Origin of the sequence: Achromobacter sp. SD115, from assembly GCF_017355315.1 — a bacterium.
Classification (GTDB): Bacteria; Pseudomonadota; Gammaproteobacteria; order Burkholderiales; family Burkholderiaceae_B; genus Achromobacter; species Achromobacter xylosoxidans_B.
In genome coordinates this window covers 186264-199735 of the sequence record NZ_JADIJM010000012.1, presented here as the reverse complement: position 1 = coordinate 199735, position 13472 = coordinate 186264, and the positions used below count along the sequence as shown (strand labels likewise).

The following is a 13472-nucleotide window of genomic DNA, read 5'->3' as shown; positions in this document are numbered from 1 at the left end:
TCCAGGCTGTGGTTCTGGCCGGGGGGCGGCGCGATGCTGCGCTCGGGCTCGGCAGGCGTGTCGCCGGCGGCGGCCGGTTCGGCCTTGATGCTGGCTTCGCGCGCGACCTCGTCGAGTTCGGCGCGGAACTGCTGCACGGGTTCCTGCAGCGAGGCCTGGGTTTCGTTCAGCGACTGTTGCACGCCCTGGGCGGCATCTTCCATTTCGCTCTTGAACTTGCGCAGTTCGTCGAGCTCGATTTCGCGCTGGATATCGGATTTCACGTCATTGACGTAACGCTGCGCGCGCCCGAGCAGGTGGCCGACGGTGCGGGCAACCTTGGGCAGGCGTTCGGGGCCGATGACGATCAGGGCGATGACGCCGATCACCATCAGTTCAGTGAAGCTGACATCAAACATTCGACGGCCGCTCGGGAGTGGATGCAATAAGGGCCGGCCTTTTCAGGACGGCCCGGGAGCCGAGCAGGCGCTCAGGAGTTGGATTTTTCCTTGGCCTGCACGTCGATGGTGTCGCCGGAGACGCGCTGCTGCGCGATCGGTTCGGCCGGCTTGTCGCCGTTGGCGTCCTTCATGCCTTCCTTGAAGCCCTTGACCGCGCCGCCCAGGTCCGAGCCGATGTTGCGCAGCTTCTTGGTGCCGAAAATCAGCGCCACGATGACCAGGACGACCAACCAATGCCAGATGCTGAAACTACCCATGATGTTTCTCCGAATTACGCGTTGGGGGCCACGCGCCCTTTCCAGGGTCGCGAACCGCCGATGATGTGGAAATGCAGATGCGGGACTTCCTGGCCGCCTTCGACGCCAGAATTGATCATGATGCGAAACCCGCCATCAGGGCCCGGACGGCAACCGTTTTCAGCGGCTAACCGCGGCGCTAATGACATCATTCTACCCAACCATTCTGCGTCCTCCCCCTTAATATCCTGCATGGATGTGACATGACGTCGAGGGATCAGCAATAAATGTACCGGCGCGGCCGGATTGATGTCGTGGAACGCAACAAAGTCCTCGTCTTCGTAGACTTTCTTGGACGGGATGTCGCCAGCGGCGATCTTGCAGAAGAGACAGTTGTCGCTCATTTTTCCGGGTTCCGTGGTCAGTCTTGCGGGCGGCTCGCCTTTTCCGCCAGGCCGGACAGGCCTTCGCGGCGGGCCAGTTCGGCCAGTACGTCTTCGGGCCGTAGCTTGAAATGCGTCAGGGCCACCAGGCAATGGAACCACAGGTCGGCGGTTTCGCTGACGATGCGGTCGGGCACGCCGTCCTTGGCGGCCATGACCAGTTCGGTGGCTTCCTCGCCGATCTTCTTGAGAAAGGCGTCGGGGCCCTTGGCCAGCAGCTTGGCGGAGTAGGAGGCTTGGGGATCGCCGCCGTTCTCGGGGCGGCGGGTTTCCAGGGTATCGGCGATGCGCGCCAGGATTTCTGCGGCGCTTGCGGCTTGAGCGGTCATTTGTAGATCAGTTCGGGGTCTTTCAGGACGGGGTCCACCGTGGTCCAGGAGGCCTGGTCGGACTGGCCTTCCAGGCGGCGGTAGAAGCAGCTGGCGCGCCCGGTGTGGCAGGCGATGCCGCCCTGCTGGTGGATCTTGAGCAGGATCACGTCGCCGTCGCAGTCCAGGCGCAGTTCGTGCACTTCCTGGGCGTGGCCGGATTCCTCGCCCTTGCGCCACAGGCGCTGGCGGGAACGCGACCAGTAGACGGCGCGCCCGGTGGCGGCCGTTTCGGCGAGCGATTCGCGGTTCATCCAGGCCACCATCATGATCTGGCCGTTTTCGGCGTCTTGCGCGATGGCGGGTATCAGGCCGTTTTCGTCGAAGACGACATCGGCCATCCAGGCGGGTTCGTTGCTCATCTCATTCATCCATTGTCCTCGCGCGGCAGCTTGCGGACCGCCACAGTCGCGTGGGGACTCATAATCTTACGGCAATACCTTGTTGCACGCCTGAGAGGGGCATCCCGGAGTGCCGCAGGCGCTCCGGGGGCGCGTCACACCCTTACAGGGATGCCGAGGCTCGCCATGAAGCGCTTGCACTCGCCCACGGTGTGCTGGCCGAAGTGGAAGATGCTGGCGGCCAGGACCGCGCTGGCGCGGCCGGTGGTGACGCCGTCGGCCAGATGCTGCAGGTTGCCCACGCCGCCCGAGGCGATGACGGGCACCGGCACGGCGTCCGAGACGGCGCGCGTGAGTTCCAGGTCGAAGCCGGACTTGGTGCCGTCGCGGTCCATGCTGGTCAGCAGGATTTCGCCGGCGCCGTAGGCGGCCATGCGGCGCGCCCAGGCCACGGCGTCCAGCCCGGTGGCCTTGCGGCCGCCGTGGGTGAAGACTTCCCAGCGGGCGGGTTCGCCGGCGGCCGACACGCGGCGCGCGTCGATCGCCACCACCACGCATTGCGAGCCGTGGTAGTCCGAGGCTGCGCGCACCAGTTCCGGATTGGCCACGGCGGCGCTGTTGATGCTGATCTTGTCGGCGCCGGCATTCAGCAGGCGCTGGATGTCGGAGACCTGGCGCACGCCGCCGCCCACCGTCAGCGGAATGAAGACCTGCGAGGCCACCTGCTCGATGATGGGCAGGATCAGGTCGCGGCCGTCGCTGGTGGCGGTGATGTCGAGGAAGGTGAGTTCGTCGGCGCCCTGCTCGTTGTAGCGGCGGGCGATCTCGACGGGGTCGCCTGCGTCGAGCAGGTTGACGAAGTTCACGCCCTTGACGACGCGGCCCGCGGTGACGTCAAGGCAGGGGATGATGCGGCGGGTCAGCGCGCTCTGTGCGGGCGCGCCGGCCCCGGGGGTGCTGCTGGAGGTGGTCATTTTGCCAGTTCGTCGGCGCGCGCCTGCGCTGCCTGGAAGTCGAGCGTGCCTTCGTAGATGCTGCGGCCCAGGATGGCGCCTTCGACACCCTCTTCCTCGACGGCGCACAGGGCTTCGATGTCCTGGATGCCGGCGATGCCGCCCGATGCGTAGACCGGGATGCGCACGTGCTGGGCCAGGCGGACCGTGGCTTCGACGTTGACGCCGGACAGCATGCCGTCGCGGCCGATGTCGGTGTAGATGATGGCTTCGCAGCCGTAGTCCTCGAACTTCTTGGCCAGGTCGAGCACGTCGTGGCGGGTCAGCTTGCTCCAGCCGTCGGTGGCGATCTTGCCGTCGCGGGCATCCAGGCCGACGATGATCTGGCCTGGGAAGGCGCCGCAGGCGTCCTGCAGGAAGCCGGGGTTCTTGACCGCGGCGGTGCCGATGATCACGTAGGAGATGCCGGCGTCAAGGTAGCGCTCGATGGTGTCGAGGTCGCGGATGCCGCCGCCGATCTGCACGGGGATGTCGTCGCCGACAGCGTCCAGGATCGCCTTGATGGGGGCTTCGTTCTTGGGTTTGCCGGCGACGGCGCCGTTCAGGTCGACCAGATGCAGGCGGCGCGCGCCTTGGTCGAGCCAACGTGTGGCCATGGCGGCGGGGTCTTCAGAGAACACCGTTGCATCGTCCAGGTCACCCTGGCGCAGGCGCACGCAGCGCCCGTCTTTGAGATCGATGGCGGGGATCAGCAGCATGGTGGGCAGCGAATAAATATAGGGGTTGAAAGGGCTGGCGGGCGTGGGCTTGGAGCCTACGGCTGCCAGTCTACAAAATTGCGATACAGGCGCAAACCGTGCTCGGCGCTCTTTTCGGGGTGAAACTGCACCGCGAAAATGTTAGCCGCCGCCACCGCGCAGGTAAAGGCGAGGCCATACTCGGTTTCACCAACAGTCAGGTCCGGATCTTCCGGATCGGCGTAGTAGCTATGGACGAAATAGAAGTGTGTGTCGTCCGGAATGCCGGCCCAGATAGGATGAGAGCGCGTCTGGCGCACTTTGTTCCATCCCATGTGCGGAACCTTGAGGCGTTCGGGGCGGGTGTCGGCCAGGCCGGCGGCGCCGGTGTCGGCCAGGCAGGCGTCGTCATCGCTGACGGGGGCCGCAAAGCCGGGACCCGAGAAGCGGCGCACCACGCCGGGGAACAGTCCCAGGCAGGCGGTGCCGCCTTCCTCGCTGGAATCGAACAGCATCTGTTCGCCTACGCACACGCCCAGCAGGGGCTTCTCGCGCGCGGCGCGCACGACGGCCTCGCGCAGGCCGGATTCGTTCAGGGTACGCATGCAGTCGGCCATGGCGCCCTGGCCGGGAAACACGACGCGGTCGGCCGCGGCGATCTCCTGGGGCTGGCTGCAGATGCGGATGTCGGCATCGGGGGCGGCGTATTTCAGGGCGCGGGCGACGGAATGGAAATTGCCCATTCCGTAGTCGACGATGGCGATAGTGGTCACTTCTTTCTGCCTGCTGCGGGGTGGAGGGCGGACGTTACAGCACGCCCTTGGTGGAGGGCACGACGTCGCCCATGCGGGGATCGACTTCCATGGCCATGCGCAGGGCGCGGCCACAGGCCTTGAAGACCGTTTCCGCCTGGTGGTGGGCATTGACGCCGCGCAGGTTGTCGATGTGCAGCGTGATCAGGGCATGGTTGACCAGGCCCTGGAAGAATTCGCGGGTCAGGTCCACGTCGAAGTCGCCGATGCGGGCGCGCGTGAAGGGAATGTGATATTCCAGGCCGGGACGGCCCGAGAAATCCACCACCACGCGCGACAGCGCTTCATCCAGCGGCACGTAGGCGTGGCCGTAGCGGCGCAGGCCGGCCTTGGTGCCGACCGCCTTGGCGATGGCCATGCCCAGGGTGATGCCCACGTCTTCGACGGTGTGGTGCGCGTCGATATGCAGGTCGCCTTCCGCCTTGATGTCGAGGTCGATCAGGCCGTGGCGCGCGATCTGGTCCAGCATGTGGTCCAGGAACGGCACGCCGGTGTCGATCGTCTGCTTGCCGGTGCCGTCGATATTGACGGCCACGCGGATGCGGGTTTCGTTGGTGTTGCGGGTGATCTCAGCGGTACGCATGTTAAGCACTCAAAATCTCTTGCAGGGCGGATAGCAAGGCGGCGTTTTCAGCCGGGGCGCCCACCGAGATGCGCAGGCAGTTGGCCAGTAGCGGATGGGCGTTGGAGAAGTTGCGAATCAATATTTTGCGCGTTTTCAGGGCAAGATGCACGGCGTTGCCGTCCAGCTTGCCGGAAAAGCGGGCAAGAACGAAGTTTCCGGCGGAAGGGAATACCCGCACCCCGGGCAACTGGGCCAGCGCGGCGGCCAGCGGCTCGCGGTCCGCGCGCAGGCGGGCGGCCTGTTCGTCCAGCACCGGCTTGTGGCGCAGCACGGCCGACAGCGTGGCCTGGGTCAGCACGTCCAGGTTGTAGGGCGGGCGGACCTTGTTCAGTTCCGCGATCCAGGCGGGGTGTCCGGCCAGGTAGCCGAAGCGCAGGCCGGCCAGGCCGATCTTGGACACCGTGCGCATGACGACCACGTTGGGCGCGTCCAGCACCTGTGGCATCCAGGTGCGGTCGGCGAAGGGCTGGTAGGCCTCGTCCAGCACGACCAGGCCGGGGGCGGCGGCGATGATGGCCGCTACGTCCTCGTCGGACCAGAGGCCGCCGGTGGGATTGTTGGGCACGGCCAGGAACACCACCTTGGGCTGGTGTTCGCGGATGGCGGCCAGCATGGCCGGCAAATCCAGGGTCAGGTCGGCCGTCAGCGGCACGCCGACGAAGCGGGCGTGGTCGAAGCGCGCGGCCATGTCGAAGTAGACGAACGACGGCCAGGGCGACAGCACCGCGTCGCCGGGGTTGCAGCAGGCCTGCACCACGATGTGGATGAGTTCGTCCGAGCCGTTGCCGAACAGCACGTCCGCGGCGTCCGGCACGCCGAAGGCCGTTTTCACGGCCTCTTGCAGCGCAGACAGGTCGGCTGCGGGATAGCGGTTCAGTGGCGTGTCGCGCACGGCGCGGGCGATGTCTTCGCGCGCCGCCTCGGGCAGCTCGTAGGGGCATTCCATGGCGTCGAGCTTGATGCAGCCCTCCGCGTTGGCCACGGGATAGGCGGCCAGTTCGCGGATGTCCGCCCGGACCGTGCCGGCAATGCGGCCGGCAACGCTTGCCGCGGGAGCCGCGCTTGCGGGGTTGCCTTCGGAGCGGTCCGGCAGGCTCATGGCTGGTCGATCCGGTACTGGGCGCTGGCGGCGTGCGCCTGCAGGCCCTCGCCCAGCGCCAGTTCGGCGGCGATGCGGCCCAGCTTCTGGGCGCCCTGATGCGAAACCTGGATCAGGCTGGAACGTTTCTGGAAGTCATAGACGCCCAGCGGCGACGAAAAACGGGCCGTGCGCGAGGTCGGCAGCACGTGGTTGGGGCCGGCGCAGTAGTCGCCCAGGGATTCGGAGCTGAAGCGGCCCATGAAGATGGCGCCGGCGTGGCGGATCTGCGCGGTCCATTTCTCGGGCTGTTCGGTGGAGATCTCGAGGTGCTCGGGTGCGATGTCGTTGGCGATGCGGCAGGCTTCTTCGAGGTCCTGGACCAGGATCAGCGCGCCGCGGTTGGCCAGGCTGACGCGCAGGATGTCGGCGCGCGGCATGGTGGGCAGCAGGCGTTCGATCGAGGCCTGCACTTCTTCGATGAAGGCGGCGTCCGGACACAGCAGGATGGATTGCGCGAGTTCGTCGTGTTCGGCCTGCGAGAACAGGTCCATGGCGATCCAGTCGGCCGGCGTCTTGCCGTCGCAGATCACCAGGATTTCGCTGGGGCCGGCGATCATGTCGATGCCGACCACGCCGAACACGCGGCGCTTGGCGGCGGCGACGTAGGCGTTGCCCGGGCCGACGATCTTGTCGACGGCCGGCACGGTGGCGGTGCCGTAGGCCAGCGCGCCCACGGCTTGTGCGCCGCCGATGGCGAAGACGCGGTCCACGCCGGCGATGGCCGCGGCGGCCAGCACGATGGGGTTGCGCACGCCGTCGGGCGTGGGCGTGACCATGACCAGCTCCTGCACGCCCGCGACCTTGGCCGGGATGGCGTTCATCAGCACCGAGGACGGATAGGCGGCCTTGCCGCCTGGCACATACAGGCCCACGCGGTCCAGCGGGGTGACCTGCTGGCCCAGCATGGTGCCGTCGGCGTCGGTGTAGGTCCAGGTCTCGGCGCGCTGGCGCTCGTGGTAGCTGCGCACGCGGTCGGCGGCGGCTTCCAGCGCGTTGCGTTGGGCGGCCGGCAGTGCGGCCAGGGCCGCATGCCAGTCCGCCTTGGGGATCTCCAGCGTCTGGGCCGATGCGCCGGGCATGCGGTCAAAACGCTGCGTGTATTCCACCAGCGCGGCATCGCCGCGGGCGCGCACGTCGGCCAGGATGCCGGCTGCGGCGCGGTCGATGGATTCATCCTCGGTGGCCTCGAAGGCCAGCAGCGTGGACAGGGCGGATTTGAATCCGGGATCGCGGGAGTCGAGACGATTGATCAGGGCCATGGCGTCATGCAGCAAGCAGGTAACGGCCGCCGCGGCGTCGCGGCGGGCGAGGGTCAGGCGTTACGGGAGGCGGCTCTCTCGAAGGCGTCCAGCAGCGGTTGCAGGCGGGCGCCGCGGGTCTTCAGCGCGGCCTGGTTGACGATCAGGCGCGAGGAAATCGGCATGATGTCTTCCACCGCGACCAGGTCGTTGGCGCGCAAGGTGCCGCCGGTGGACACCAGGTCCACGATGCAGTCGGCCAGGCCCACCAGCGGCGCCAGTTCCATCGAACCATACAGCTTGATGATGTCCACGTACACACCCTTGGCCGCGAAGTGTTCACGGGCTGACTGCACGTACTTGGTGGCCACGCGCAAGCGCGCGCCCTGGTGGACGGCGCCTTCGTAGTCGAAGCCCTTGCGCACGGCCACGGCCAGGCGGCACTTGGCGATGTTCAGGTCGATGGGTTGATACAGGCCGCCGGGCTGTTCCTTGGCATGCTCGATGAGCACGTCCTTGCCCGCGATGCCGAGGTCGGCCGCGCCGTATTGCACGTAGGTGGGCACGTCCGAGGCGCGCACGATGATCAGGCGCAGGCCGGGATCGCTGGTGGGCAGGATCAGCTTGCGCGAGCTTTCGGGGTTCTCGGGGACTTCAATGCCGGCCTCGGCCAGCAGGGGCATGGTTTCTTCGAAGATGCGCCCTTTGGACAGGGCCAGGGTCAGGGGGGTGACGGTGGTGGGGGCATCGTTCATGCCTGTTCCTTGCCGGTAACGCGTTGGATGTTCGCGCCCAGGGCGCGCAATTTGACTTCCATCTGGTCGTAGCCGCGGTCCAGGTGGTAGATGCGGTCGACCAGGGTTTCGCCTTCAGCCGCGAGGCCGGCGATGACCAGGCTGGCCGAGGCGCGCAGGTCGGTGGCCATGACGGTGGCGCCCGACAGCTTCGGCACGCCGCGCACGATGGCGGTGTGGCCGTCGATGTCGACGTCCGCGCCCATGCGGCGCAATTCCTGCACGTGCATGTAGCGGTTTTCGAAGATGGTCTCGACGATGACCGAGGTGCCTTCGGCCACGGTGTTCAGCGCCATGACCTGGGCCTGCATGTCGGTGGCGAAGCCGGGGTACTCCAGCGTGCGGAAGCCCACGGCGCGGGGGCGCGAGGACATGGCGCAGCGGATCCAGTCGGGGCCGGTCTCGATGGTGAGGCCGGCCTCGGCCAGTTTGCCCAGGGTGGCGCCGAGGATGTCCGCGTCCGTGTTGCGCAGGACGATGTCGCCGCCCGCCGCGCCGACCGCGCACAGGAAGGTGCCGGCTTCGATGCGGTCGGAGATGACGCGGTGTTCGGCGCCGTGCAGGCGGTCCACGCCGTCGATCACGATGCGGCTGGTGCCGTGGCCCTGGATGCGCGCGCCCATCTTGATGAGCAGTTCTGCCAGGTCCACCACTTCGGGTTCGCAGGCGGCGTTTTCCAGCACGGTCCGGCCTTCGGCCAGCACCGCGGCCATCAGCAGGTTCTCGGTGCCGGTGACGGTGACCATGTCGGTGCGCACCGAGGCGCCCTTCAGGCGCTTGGCGCGCGCCACCACGAAGCCGTGTTCGATGCTGATTTCCGCGCCCAGGGCGGCCAGGCCCTTGATGTGCTGGTCCACCGGACGCTGGCCGATGCTGCAGCCGCCAGGCAGGCTGACGCGGGCTTCGCCGAAGCGCGCCAGCAGCGGACCCAGCACCAGGATGGAGGCCCGCATGGTCTTGACCAGTTCGTAGGGGGCTTCCAGCTTGTCGACCTGGTTGGCCTGCAGCGTGACCGTTCCGTCCGCGTCACGCTCGGCGCGCATGCCCATGCGGCCCAGCAGGCGCAGCATGGTGGCCGTGTCGTTCAGGTGCGGCACGTTGCTGAGGGTCAGCGCGTCGGCGGTCAGCAGGCCGGCGCACAGGATGGGCAGGGCCGAGTTCTTGGCGCCGGAGATGGAGATTTCGCCGTGCAGGCGCGAACCTCCGGTGATGCGTAGCTTGTCCATTACTTGCCTGCTTGCTGGTATTCGGCGGGCGTCAGGGTGCGCATGGACAGCGCATGGATCTCGGCCTTCATGCGGTCGCCGAGCGCGGCATAGACCAGTTGATGGCGTTGGATCAGGCGCTTGCCTTCGAAGGCGGTGCTGACGATGACGGCGTCGAAATGCGAGCCGTCGCCTTGCACGTCGAGGTGTTCACAGGGCAGGCCGTCCGCGATGTATTGGCGGACTTGCGCGGGAGTGGGAAGCATGGACGTCAGTTCCTGAGTTTGTAGCCGCTGGCCAGTAGCCGCAGCGCATAGAGCGATAGCGCGAGGAACACCCCCGTCACCACGGCCAGGCTGCGCCAGGGGGAGACGTCCGACACCGAGAAGAATCCGTAACGGAAGCCGTCGATGGTGTAGAAGATGGGGTTCCAGTGGGACACGCTCTGCCAGAAGGCGGGGAGCGTATGGATGGAATAGAACACGCCGGACAGGAAGGTGGCCGGCATGATGAGGAAATTCTGGAAGGCCGCGAGCTGGTCGAATTTTTCGGACCAGAGGCCGGCAATCAGGCCCAGCACGCCCATGATGCCGCAGGCCAGCACGGCGAAGACGGCCAGCCACAGCGGGTGCGCCGGGATCAGCGACACGAAGAACAGCGCCACCACCCATACGCACAGCCCGACCGCCAGGCCGCGCACGATCGCCGCCAGCACATAGGCCGCGAAGATGTCGCGGTGCGACAGCGGCGGCAGCAGCATGAAGACCAGGTTGCCCGTGATGCGGCTCTGGATGAGCGATGACGAGGGGTTGGCGAAGGCGTTTTGCAGCATGCTCATCATCATGAGCCCGGGAATCAGGAACGCCGTGTAGGGCACGCTGCCGTACACCATGACGCGCCCTTCCAGCACATGGGCGAAGACCAGCAGGTACAGCAGCGCGGTGATGACCGGGGCGGCGATGGTCTGGAAGCTGACCTTCCAGAAGCGCAGCAATTCCTTGCGCAGCAAGGTCGGGAAGCCGGAGCCCGCATCCAGGCGGGGCTGCACCAGCGGCTGGCTGGCGGTCGCGGCGGGCTGGGTCATGACGAGATCTCTTCGGGTTGCAGGGCGGGCGCGGGTTGCTCGTCGCCGGCGTGCATGATGCGCACGAAGGCGTCTTCCAGGTCGACGCCGCCGACGCGGGCCATCAGGGCCTGGGTGGTGTCCAGCGCCACGATGCGGCCGCGCTTGAGCATGGCGATGCGGCCGCACAGGGCTTCCGCTTCTTCCAGGTAGTGGGTGGTCAACATGATGGTGTGGCCGGCCTTGTTCAGGCGCGAGATGAATTCCCACAACGTGCGCCGCAGGTCCACGTCCACGCCGGCAGTGGGTTCATCCAGCACGATCACCGGCGGGCGGTGCACCAGCGCCTGGGCCACCAGCACGCGGCGCTTCATGCCGCCGGACAGCGCCCGCATATTGGAGTTGGCCTTGTCGGCCAGCCCCAGGTTGAACAGGATTTCGTCGATCCAGTCGTCGTTCTTGCGCAGGCCGAAATAGCCGGACTGGATGCGCAGGGTCTCGCGCACCGTGAAGAACGGGTCATAGACCAGCTCTTGGGGCACGACGCCCAGGGCGCGCCGTGCCGACTTGTAGTCGGCCACGACGTCGTATCCACAGACCGTGGCGCGGCCCGAACTGGCGTGCGCCAGGCCGGCCAGGATCGAAATCAGTGTGGTCTTGCCGGCGCCATTGGGGCCGAGCAGGCCGAAGAACTCGCCGTGTTCAATATTCAGGCTGACATTATCCAGCGCCTGGAAGCCGGCGGCGGGCGCGCGCCCGAGCAGCTTCTGCCAGCCGCGCTGGCGCGGGGAGTAGACCTTGGAGACGTTTTCTAGACTGACGGCGGACATGACGGGGAGAAATGGCCCGGAAAGAGCGAATTGATCATTATATAAGCGCGTCGCTGCGGGCCGGGTCGGTACCCCTGGCATCTCGCCGGGTATCCGATTGGTCTGTCCCTAAAACAATCGGCCCGGCGGGCCACAAGGGCGCGCCGGGCCGCGATAGCCGCAAGGCCGGTCATTGATTGCGCTGGTTCAGCGCCTGGATCAGTCCGTCGATGCCGTCGCGATTGATCTGCTGCGCGAACTGGTTGCGGTAGTTCTCGATCAGCCAGATGCCTTCGACGTTCATGTCGTAGATCTTCCAGCCCTGGGGCGTCTTTTCCAGGCGGTAGTCGACGCCGGTGGGCTGGCCGTTGGCCTGGCTGATCAGCGTGCGCACGACCACGTCGTCGGCCTTGGGATCGCCGCGGAATGGCAGCGCGGTGACGTTGGTGCTGGAGGTGACGCGGGTCAGCGCGCCGCTGTAGGTGCGCACCAGGGTGCCGCGGAAGGCTTCGGCCAGGGCTTTCTTCTGCGCATCGGTGGCTTGGCGCCAGTAGCGGCCGGCGGCCAGCCGGGTCGTCTTCTGGAAGTTGACGTACGGCAGGATGTGCTCGTTGACGACCTGGTTGATGCGGGCGGTGTTGCCCGCCTTGACGGTGCCGTCGGCCTTCAGCACGTCCAGGGCCTCATTGGCCGTGGCCAGCACGAACTGGTCGGGAGAACCGTTGGGGTCGGGTTTGGCCTGCGCGCCAGCGGTCAGGCCCAGGGCCAGGAGGCCCGTGAACGCCAGACGCTGCAGCAGGGAAACAAAAGAAACTCGCATCAAAACTCCTTACTTGTACTGAGGGCGCAACGCGGCGGCTTACTTGGCCGCAGGTTGTGCCGCGGGTTGCGTCGTGGGCTGTGCCGCCGGCTGCGCGACGGGGGCGGCATCGTCCTCGTCGTCTTCGTAGTTGGGCAGCGTGGACTCGTCGTCCACCTTCTGGCCCAGCACCATGGCTGCGCGGCGTTGCAGGTAGGCGTCACGCACGAAGCTGTAGGGATCGAGCGCGACGCGGTCGATGGTGTCGGTGGCGCTCAGCAGGCTGGCGCGCGTATCGACCACGCGCAGGCCCCACAGCGAGTTGCGCAGGCGGACGTTGTCGATGGCGTCCACACCCATGTAGCCGTAGGTCGTGCCAGCGTAGTCGCCGATCAGGCCGGCGCCGTCGCGCACCGACGACGAGCCGAAGAACGGCAGCACCAGGTACGGGCCCTGGCTGAAGCCCCACACGCCCAGCGTCGTGCCGAAGTCGTTCGGGATGCGGCGCGCGCCGTTGGCCGAGGCGACGTCGAAGCAGCCGCCCACGCCCATGGTGGTGTTGAACAGGAAGCGGCCCAGCGTGTTGACGAAGTCGTGGCCGCGGCCTTGCAGGAAGCTGTTGGTGCCGGACCAGAGGTCGCCGACGTTGCTGAAGATGTTGTGCACGCAGCTGCGCACCGGCTGCGGCGTGACGAAGGTATAGGCCTGCGCCACCGGCTTGAAGACGGCGCGGTCGACCGTGTCGTTGAACTTGTAGACGCCCCGGTTGAAGCCTTCCCAGGGGTCGCGCGGATCCGGGTTCTGCGGCGCTGCGCAGCCTGCCATGAGCGCGCCCGCGGCGGCGACGGTGGCAATCCTGCTAATAGCTTTCTTGTTCATGATCAGGACATCCCTATCAACGATTCTTATGATATTGCGTACTGTGGACGCGCTGCTGTTACCGCGTCTGTCGCATTGTCTTTAATTTGGCGTTTTCGCGGCGGGTTCCGGCGCGTTCGAGCCTTGCTTCTCCGCCGACCCGTACAGGAACTGGCTGATCAGTTGTTCAAGCACCACGGCGCTTTGCGTGTAGCGGATCTTGCCGCCGTCGGCAAAGTTTTCCTCTTCGCTGCCCGCGCTCAGGCCCAGGTATTGTTCGCCCAGCAGACCCGACGTCAGGATGGACGCCGAAGTGTCCTTGGGGAACTGGTAGGCCGTTTCCAGGTTGACCGAGACGACCGCCTGGAACGTCTTGTCATCGAACGAGATGCCGGCAACCCGGCCCACGACGACCCCCGCGCTCTTGACGGGCGCGCGCACCTTGAGGCCGCCTACGTTATCGAAGTTGGCCGTCAGCGTATAGGTCGGGGCGAAAGAAAAGGTGCTCAAGTTGCCGGCGCGCAACGCCAGGAACGCCAGCGCGACCGCGCCCAGCAATACAAACAGGCCTACCCAGAAGTCGGTTTTTTCGCGAGACATGATCGATCCG

19 protein-coding genes are annotated in these 13472 nt (G+C 66.6%); all 19 read right to left on the bottom strand.

All coding sequences use genetic code 11. The features are described 5' to 3' along the window. Nucleotides 1–398, bottom strand: a 398-nt coding sequence (tatB, locus tag IPU70_RS18525; RefSeq protein WP_207469217.1) for a Sec-independent protein translocase protein TatB, incomplete at its 3' end; no start/stop codon positions are given. 71 nt (nucleotides 399–469) lie between these two features. Next, a complete protein-coding gene (tatA, locus tag IPU70_RS18520; protein WP_013390942.1) occupies nucleotides 470–697 on the bottom strand; it encodes a Sec-independent protein translocase subunit TatA in 228 nt (75 codons plus the stop codon). A 14-nt stretch (nucleotides 698–711) separates the two neighbouring features. Beyond that, nucleotides 712–1080, bottom strand: a complete 369-nt coding sequence (locus IPU70_RS18515) for a histidine triad nucleotide-binding protein (RefSeq protein ID WP_013390943.1) — start codon at nucleotides 1078–1080, stop codon at nucleotides 712–714. 17 nt (nucleotides 1081–1097) lie between these two features. Beyond that, nucleotides 1098–1448, bottom strand: a complete 351-nt coding sequence (locus tag IPU70_RS18510; protein ID WP_013390944.1) for a phosphoribosyl-ATP diphosphatase — start codon at nucleotides 1446–1448, stop codon at nucleotides 1098–1100. Further along, complete coding sequence (gene hisI / locus IPU70_RS18505; protein ID WP_041652068.1) at nucleotides 1445–1849, bottom strand: phosphoribosyl-AMP cyclohydrolase; 405 nt, start codon at nucleotides 1847–1849, stop codon at nucleotides 1445–1447. The genes IPU70_RS18510 and hisI overlap by 4 nt, the downstream gene beginning before the upstream one ends. A 134-nt stretch (nucleotides 1850–1983) precedes the next feature. Then, entirely contained in the window at nucleotides 1984–2802 is an 819-nt protein-coding gene (hisF, locus tag IPU70_RS18500) for an imidazole glycerol phosphate synthase subunit HisF (protein ID WP_207469216.1), read from the bottom strand. Continuing rightward, on the bottom strand, nucleotides 2799–3539 hold the full coding sequence (hisA, locus tag IPU70_RS18495; RefSeq protein WP_006224535.1) for a 1-(5-phosphoribosyl)-5-[(5-phosphoribosylamino)methylideneamino]imidazole-4-carboxamide isomerase: 741 nt from the start codon (nucleotides 3537–3539) through the stop codon (nucleotides 2799–2801). The genes hisF and hisA overlap by 4 nt, the downstream gene beginning before the upstream one ends. Before the next feature lie 56 nt (nucleotides 3540–3595). After that, nucleotides 3596–4291 carry an imidazole glycerol phosphate synthase subunit HisH gene (gene hisH, locus IPU70_RS18490; protein ID WP_207469214.1) on the bottom strand — a complete coding sequence of 232 codons (696 nt, stop codon included), beginning with the start codon at nucleotides 4289–4291 and terminating at the stop codon, nucleotides 3596–3598. Nucleotides 4292–4325: 34 nt separating this feature from the next. Then, a complete protein-coding gene (gene hisB / locus IPU70_RS18485) occupies nucleotides 4326–4913 on the bottom strand; it encodes an imidazoleglycerol-phosphate dehydratase HisB (protein WP_013390948.1) in 588 nt (195 codons plus the stop codon). Between the two features lies 1 nt (nucleotide 4914). After that, nucleotides 4915–6054 carry a histidinol-phosphate transaminase gene (gene hisC / locus IPU70_RS18480; protein WP_242702571.1) on the bottom strand — a complete coding sequence of 380 codons (1140 nt, stop codon included), beginning with the start codon at nucleotides 6052–6054 and terminating at the stop codon, nucleotides 4915–4917. After that, nucleotides 6051–7355: a histidinol dehydrogenase gene (gene hisD / locus IPU70_RS18475; protein WP_059376795.1), complete on the bottom strand. Its 1305-nt coding sequence runs from the start codon at nucleotides 7353–7355 to the stop codon at nucleotides 6051–6053. Before hisD ends, hisC begins: the two co-directional genes overlap by 4 nt. Before the next feature lie 53 nt (nucleotides 7356–7408). After that, nucleotides 7409–8089, bottom strand: a complete 681-nt coding sequence (hisG, locus tag IPU70_RS18470; RefSeq protein ID WP_207469212.1) for an ATP phosphoribosyltransferase — start codon at nucleotides 8087–8089, stop codon at nucleotides 7409–7411. Then, nucleotides 8086–9354: a UDP-N-acetylglucosamine 1-carboxyvinyltransferase gene (gene murA / locus IPU70_RS18465; RefSeq protein WP_207469211.1), complete on the bottom strand. Its 1269-nt coding sequence runs from the start codon at nucleotides 9352–9354 to the stop codon at nucleotides 8086–8088. The genes hisG and murA overlap by 4 nt, the downstream gene beginning before the upstream one ends. Next, nucleotides 9354–9599: a BolA family protein gene (locus IPU70_RS18460; RefSeq protein WP_013390953.1), complete on the bottom strand. Its 246-nt coding sequence runs from the start codon at nucleotides 9597–9599 to the stop codon at nucleotides 9354–9356. Before IPU70_RS18460 ends, murA begins: the two co-directional genes overlap by 1 nt. Before the next feature lie 5 nt (nucleotides 9600–9604). Beyond that, complete coding sequence (locus IPU70_RS18455) at nucleotides 9605–10417, bottom strand: ABC transporter permease (protein ID WP_013390954.1); 813 nt, start codon at nucleotides 10415–10417, stop codon at nucleotides 9605–9607. Further along, nucleotides 10414–11226, bottom strand: coding sequence for an ABC transporter ATP-binding protein (locus tag IPU70_RS18450; RefSeq protein ID WP_013390955.1), 813 nt, complete (start codon nucleotides 11224–11226; stop codon nucleotides 10414–10416). Before IPU70_RS18450 ends, IPU70_RS18455 begins: the two co-directional genes overlap by 4 nt. Before the next feature lie 169 nt (nucleotides 11227–11395). Continuing rightward, nucleotides 11396–12025: a phospholipid-binding protein MlaC gene (locus IPU70_RS18445; RefSeq protein WP_207469210.1), complete on the bottom strand. Its 630-nt coding sequence runs from the start codon at nucleotides 12023–12025 to the stop codon at nucleotides 11396–11398. Between the two features lie 39 nt (nucleotides 12026–12064). Further along, nucleotides 12065–12883: a VacJ family lipoprotein gene (locus tag IPU70_RS18440; protein WP_207469209.1), complete on the bottom strand. Its 819-nt coding sequence runs from the start codon at nucleotides 12881–12883 to the stop codon at nucleotides 12065–12067. An 81-nt stretch (nucleotides 12884–12964) separates the two neighbouring features. Further along, nucleotides 12965–13462, bottom strand: a complete 498-nt coding sequence (gene mlaD / locus IPU70_RS18435; RefSeq protein ID WP_013390958.1) for an outer membrane lipid asymmetry maintenance protein MlaD — start codon at nucleotides 13460–13462, stop codon at nucleotides 12965–12967. Nucleotides 13463–13472 lie beyond the last annotated feature (10 nt).

Excerpts from the sequence above, each read along its gene's own strand:
- tatA (WP_013390942.1), bottom strand. The coding sequence starts at position 697 with ATGGGTAGTTTCAGCATCTGGCATTGGTTGGTCGTCCTGGTCATCGTG.
- IPU70_RS18515 (WP_013390943.1), bottom strand. The coding sequence starts at position 1,080 with ATGAGCGACAACTGTCTCTTCTGCAAGATCGCCGCTGGCGACATCCCG.
- IPU70_RS18510 (WP_013390944.1), bottom strand. The coding sequence starts at position 1,448 with ATGACCGCTCAAGCCGCAAGCGCCGCAGAAATCCTGGCGCGCATCGCC.
- hisI (WP_041652068.1), bottom strand. The coding sequence starts at position 1,849 with ATGAGCAACGAACCCGCCTGGATGGCCGATGTCGTCTTCGACGAAAAC.
- hisF (WP_207469216.1), bottom strand. The coding sequence starts at position 2,802 with ATGACCACCTCCAGCAGCACCCCCGGGGCCGGCGCGCCCGCACAGAGC.
- hisA (WP_006224535.1), bottom strand. The coding sequence starts at position 3,539 with ATGCTGCTGATCCCCGCCATCGATCTCAAAGACGGGCGCTGCGTGCGC.
- hisB (WP_013390948.1), bottom strand. The coding sequence starts at position 4,913 with ATGCGTACCGCTGAGATCACCCGCAACACCAACGAAACCCGCATCCGC.
- hisC (WP_242702571.1), bottom strand. The coding sequence starts at position 6,054 with ATGAGCCTGCCGGACCGCTCCGAAGGCAACCCCGCAAGCGCGGCTCCC.
- hisD (WP_059376795.1), bottom strand. The coding sequence starts at position 7,355 with ATGGCCCTGATCAATCGTCTCGACTCCCGCGATCCCGGATTCAAATCC.
- hisG (WP_207469212.1), bottom strand. The coding sequence starts at position 8,089 with ATGAACGATGCCCCCACCACCGTCACCCCCCTGACCCTGGCCCTGTCC.
- murA (WP_207469211.1), bottom strand. The coding sequence starts at position 9,354 with ATGGACAAGCTACGCATCACCGGAGGTTCGCGCCTGCACGGCGAAATC.
- IPU70_RS18460 (WP_013390953.1), bottom strand. The coding sequence starts at position 9,599 with ATGCTTCCCACTCCCGCGCAAGTCCGCCAATACATCGCGGACGGCCTG.
- IPU70_RS18455 (WP_013390954.1), bottom strand. The coding sequence starts at position 10,417 with ATGACCCAGCCCGCCGCGACCGCCAGCCAGCCGCTGGTGCAGCCCCGC.
- IPU70_RS18450 (WP_013390955.1), bottom strand. The coding sequence starts at position 11,226 with ATGTCCGCCGTCAGTCTAGAAAACGTCTCCAAGGTCTACTCCCCGCGC.
- IPU70_RS18445 (WP_207469210.1), bottom strand. The coding sequence starts at position 12,025 with ATGCGAGTTTCTTTTGTTTCCCTGCTGCAGCGTCTGGCGTTCACGGGC.
- IPU70_RS18440 (WP_207469209.1), bottom strand. The coding sequence starts at position 12,883 with ATGAACAAGAAAGCTATTAGCAGGATTGCCACCGTCGCCGCCGCGGGC.
- mlaD (WP_013390958.1), bottom strand. The coding sequence starts at position 13,462 with ATGTCTCGCGAAAAAACCGACTTCTGGGTAGGCCTGTTTGTATTGCTG.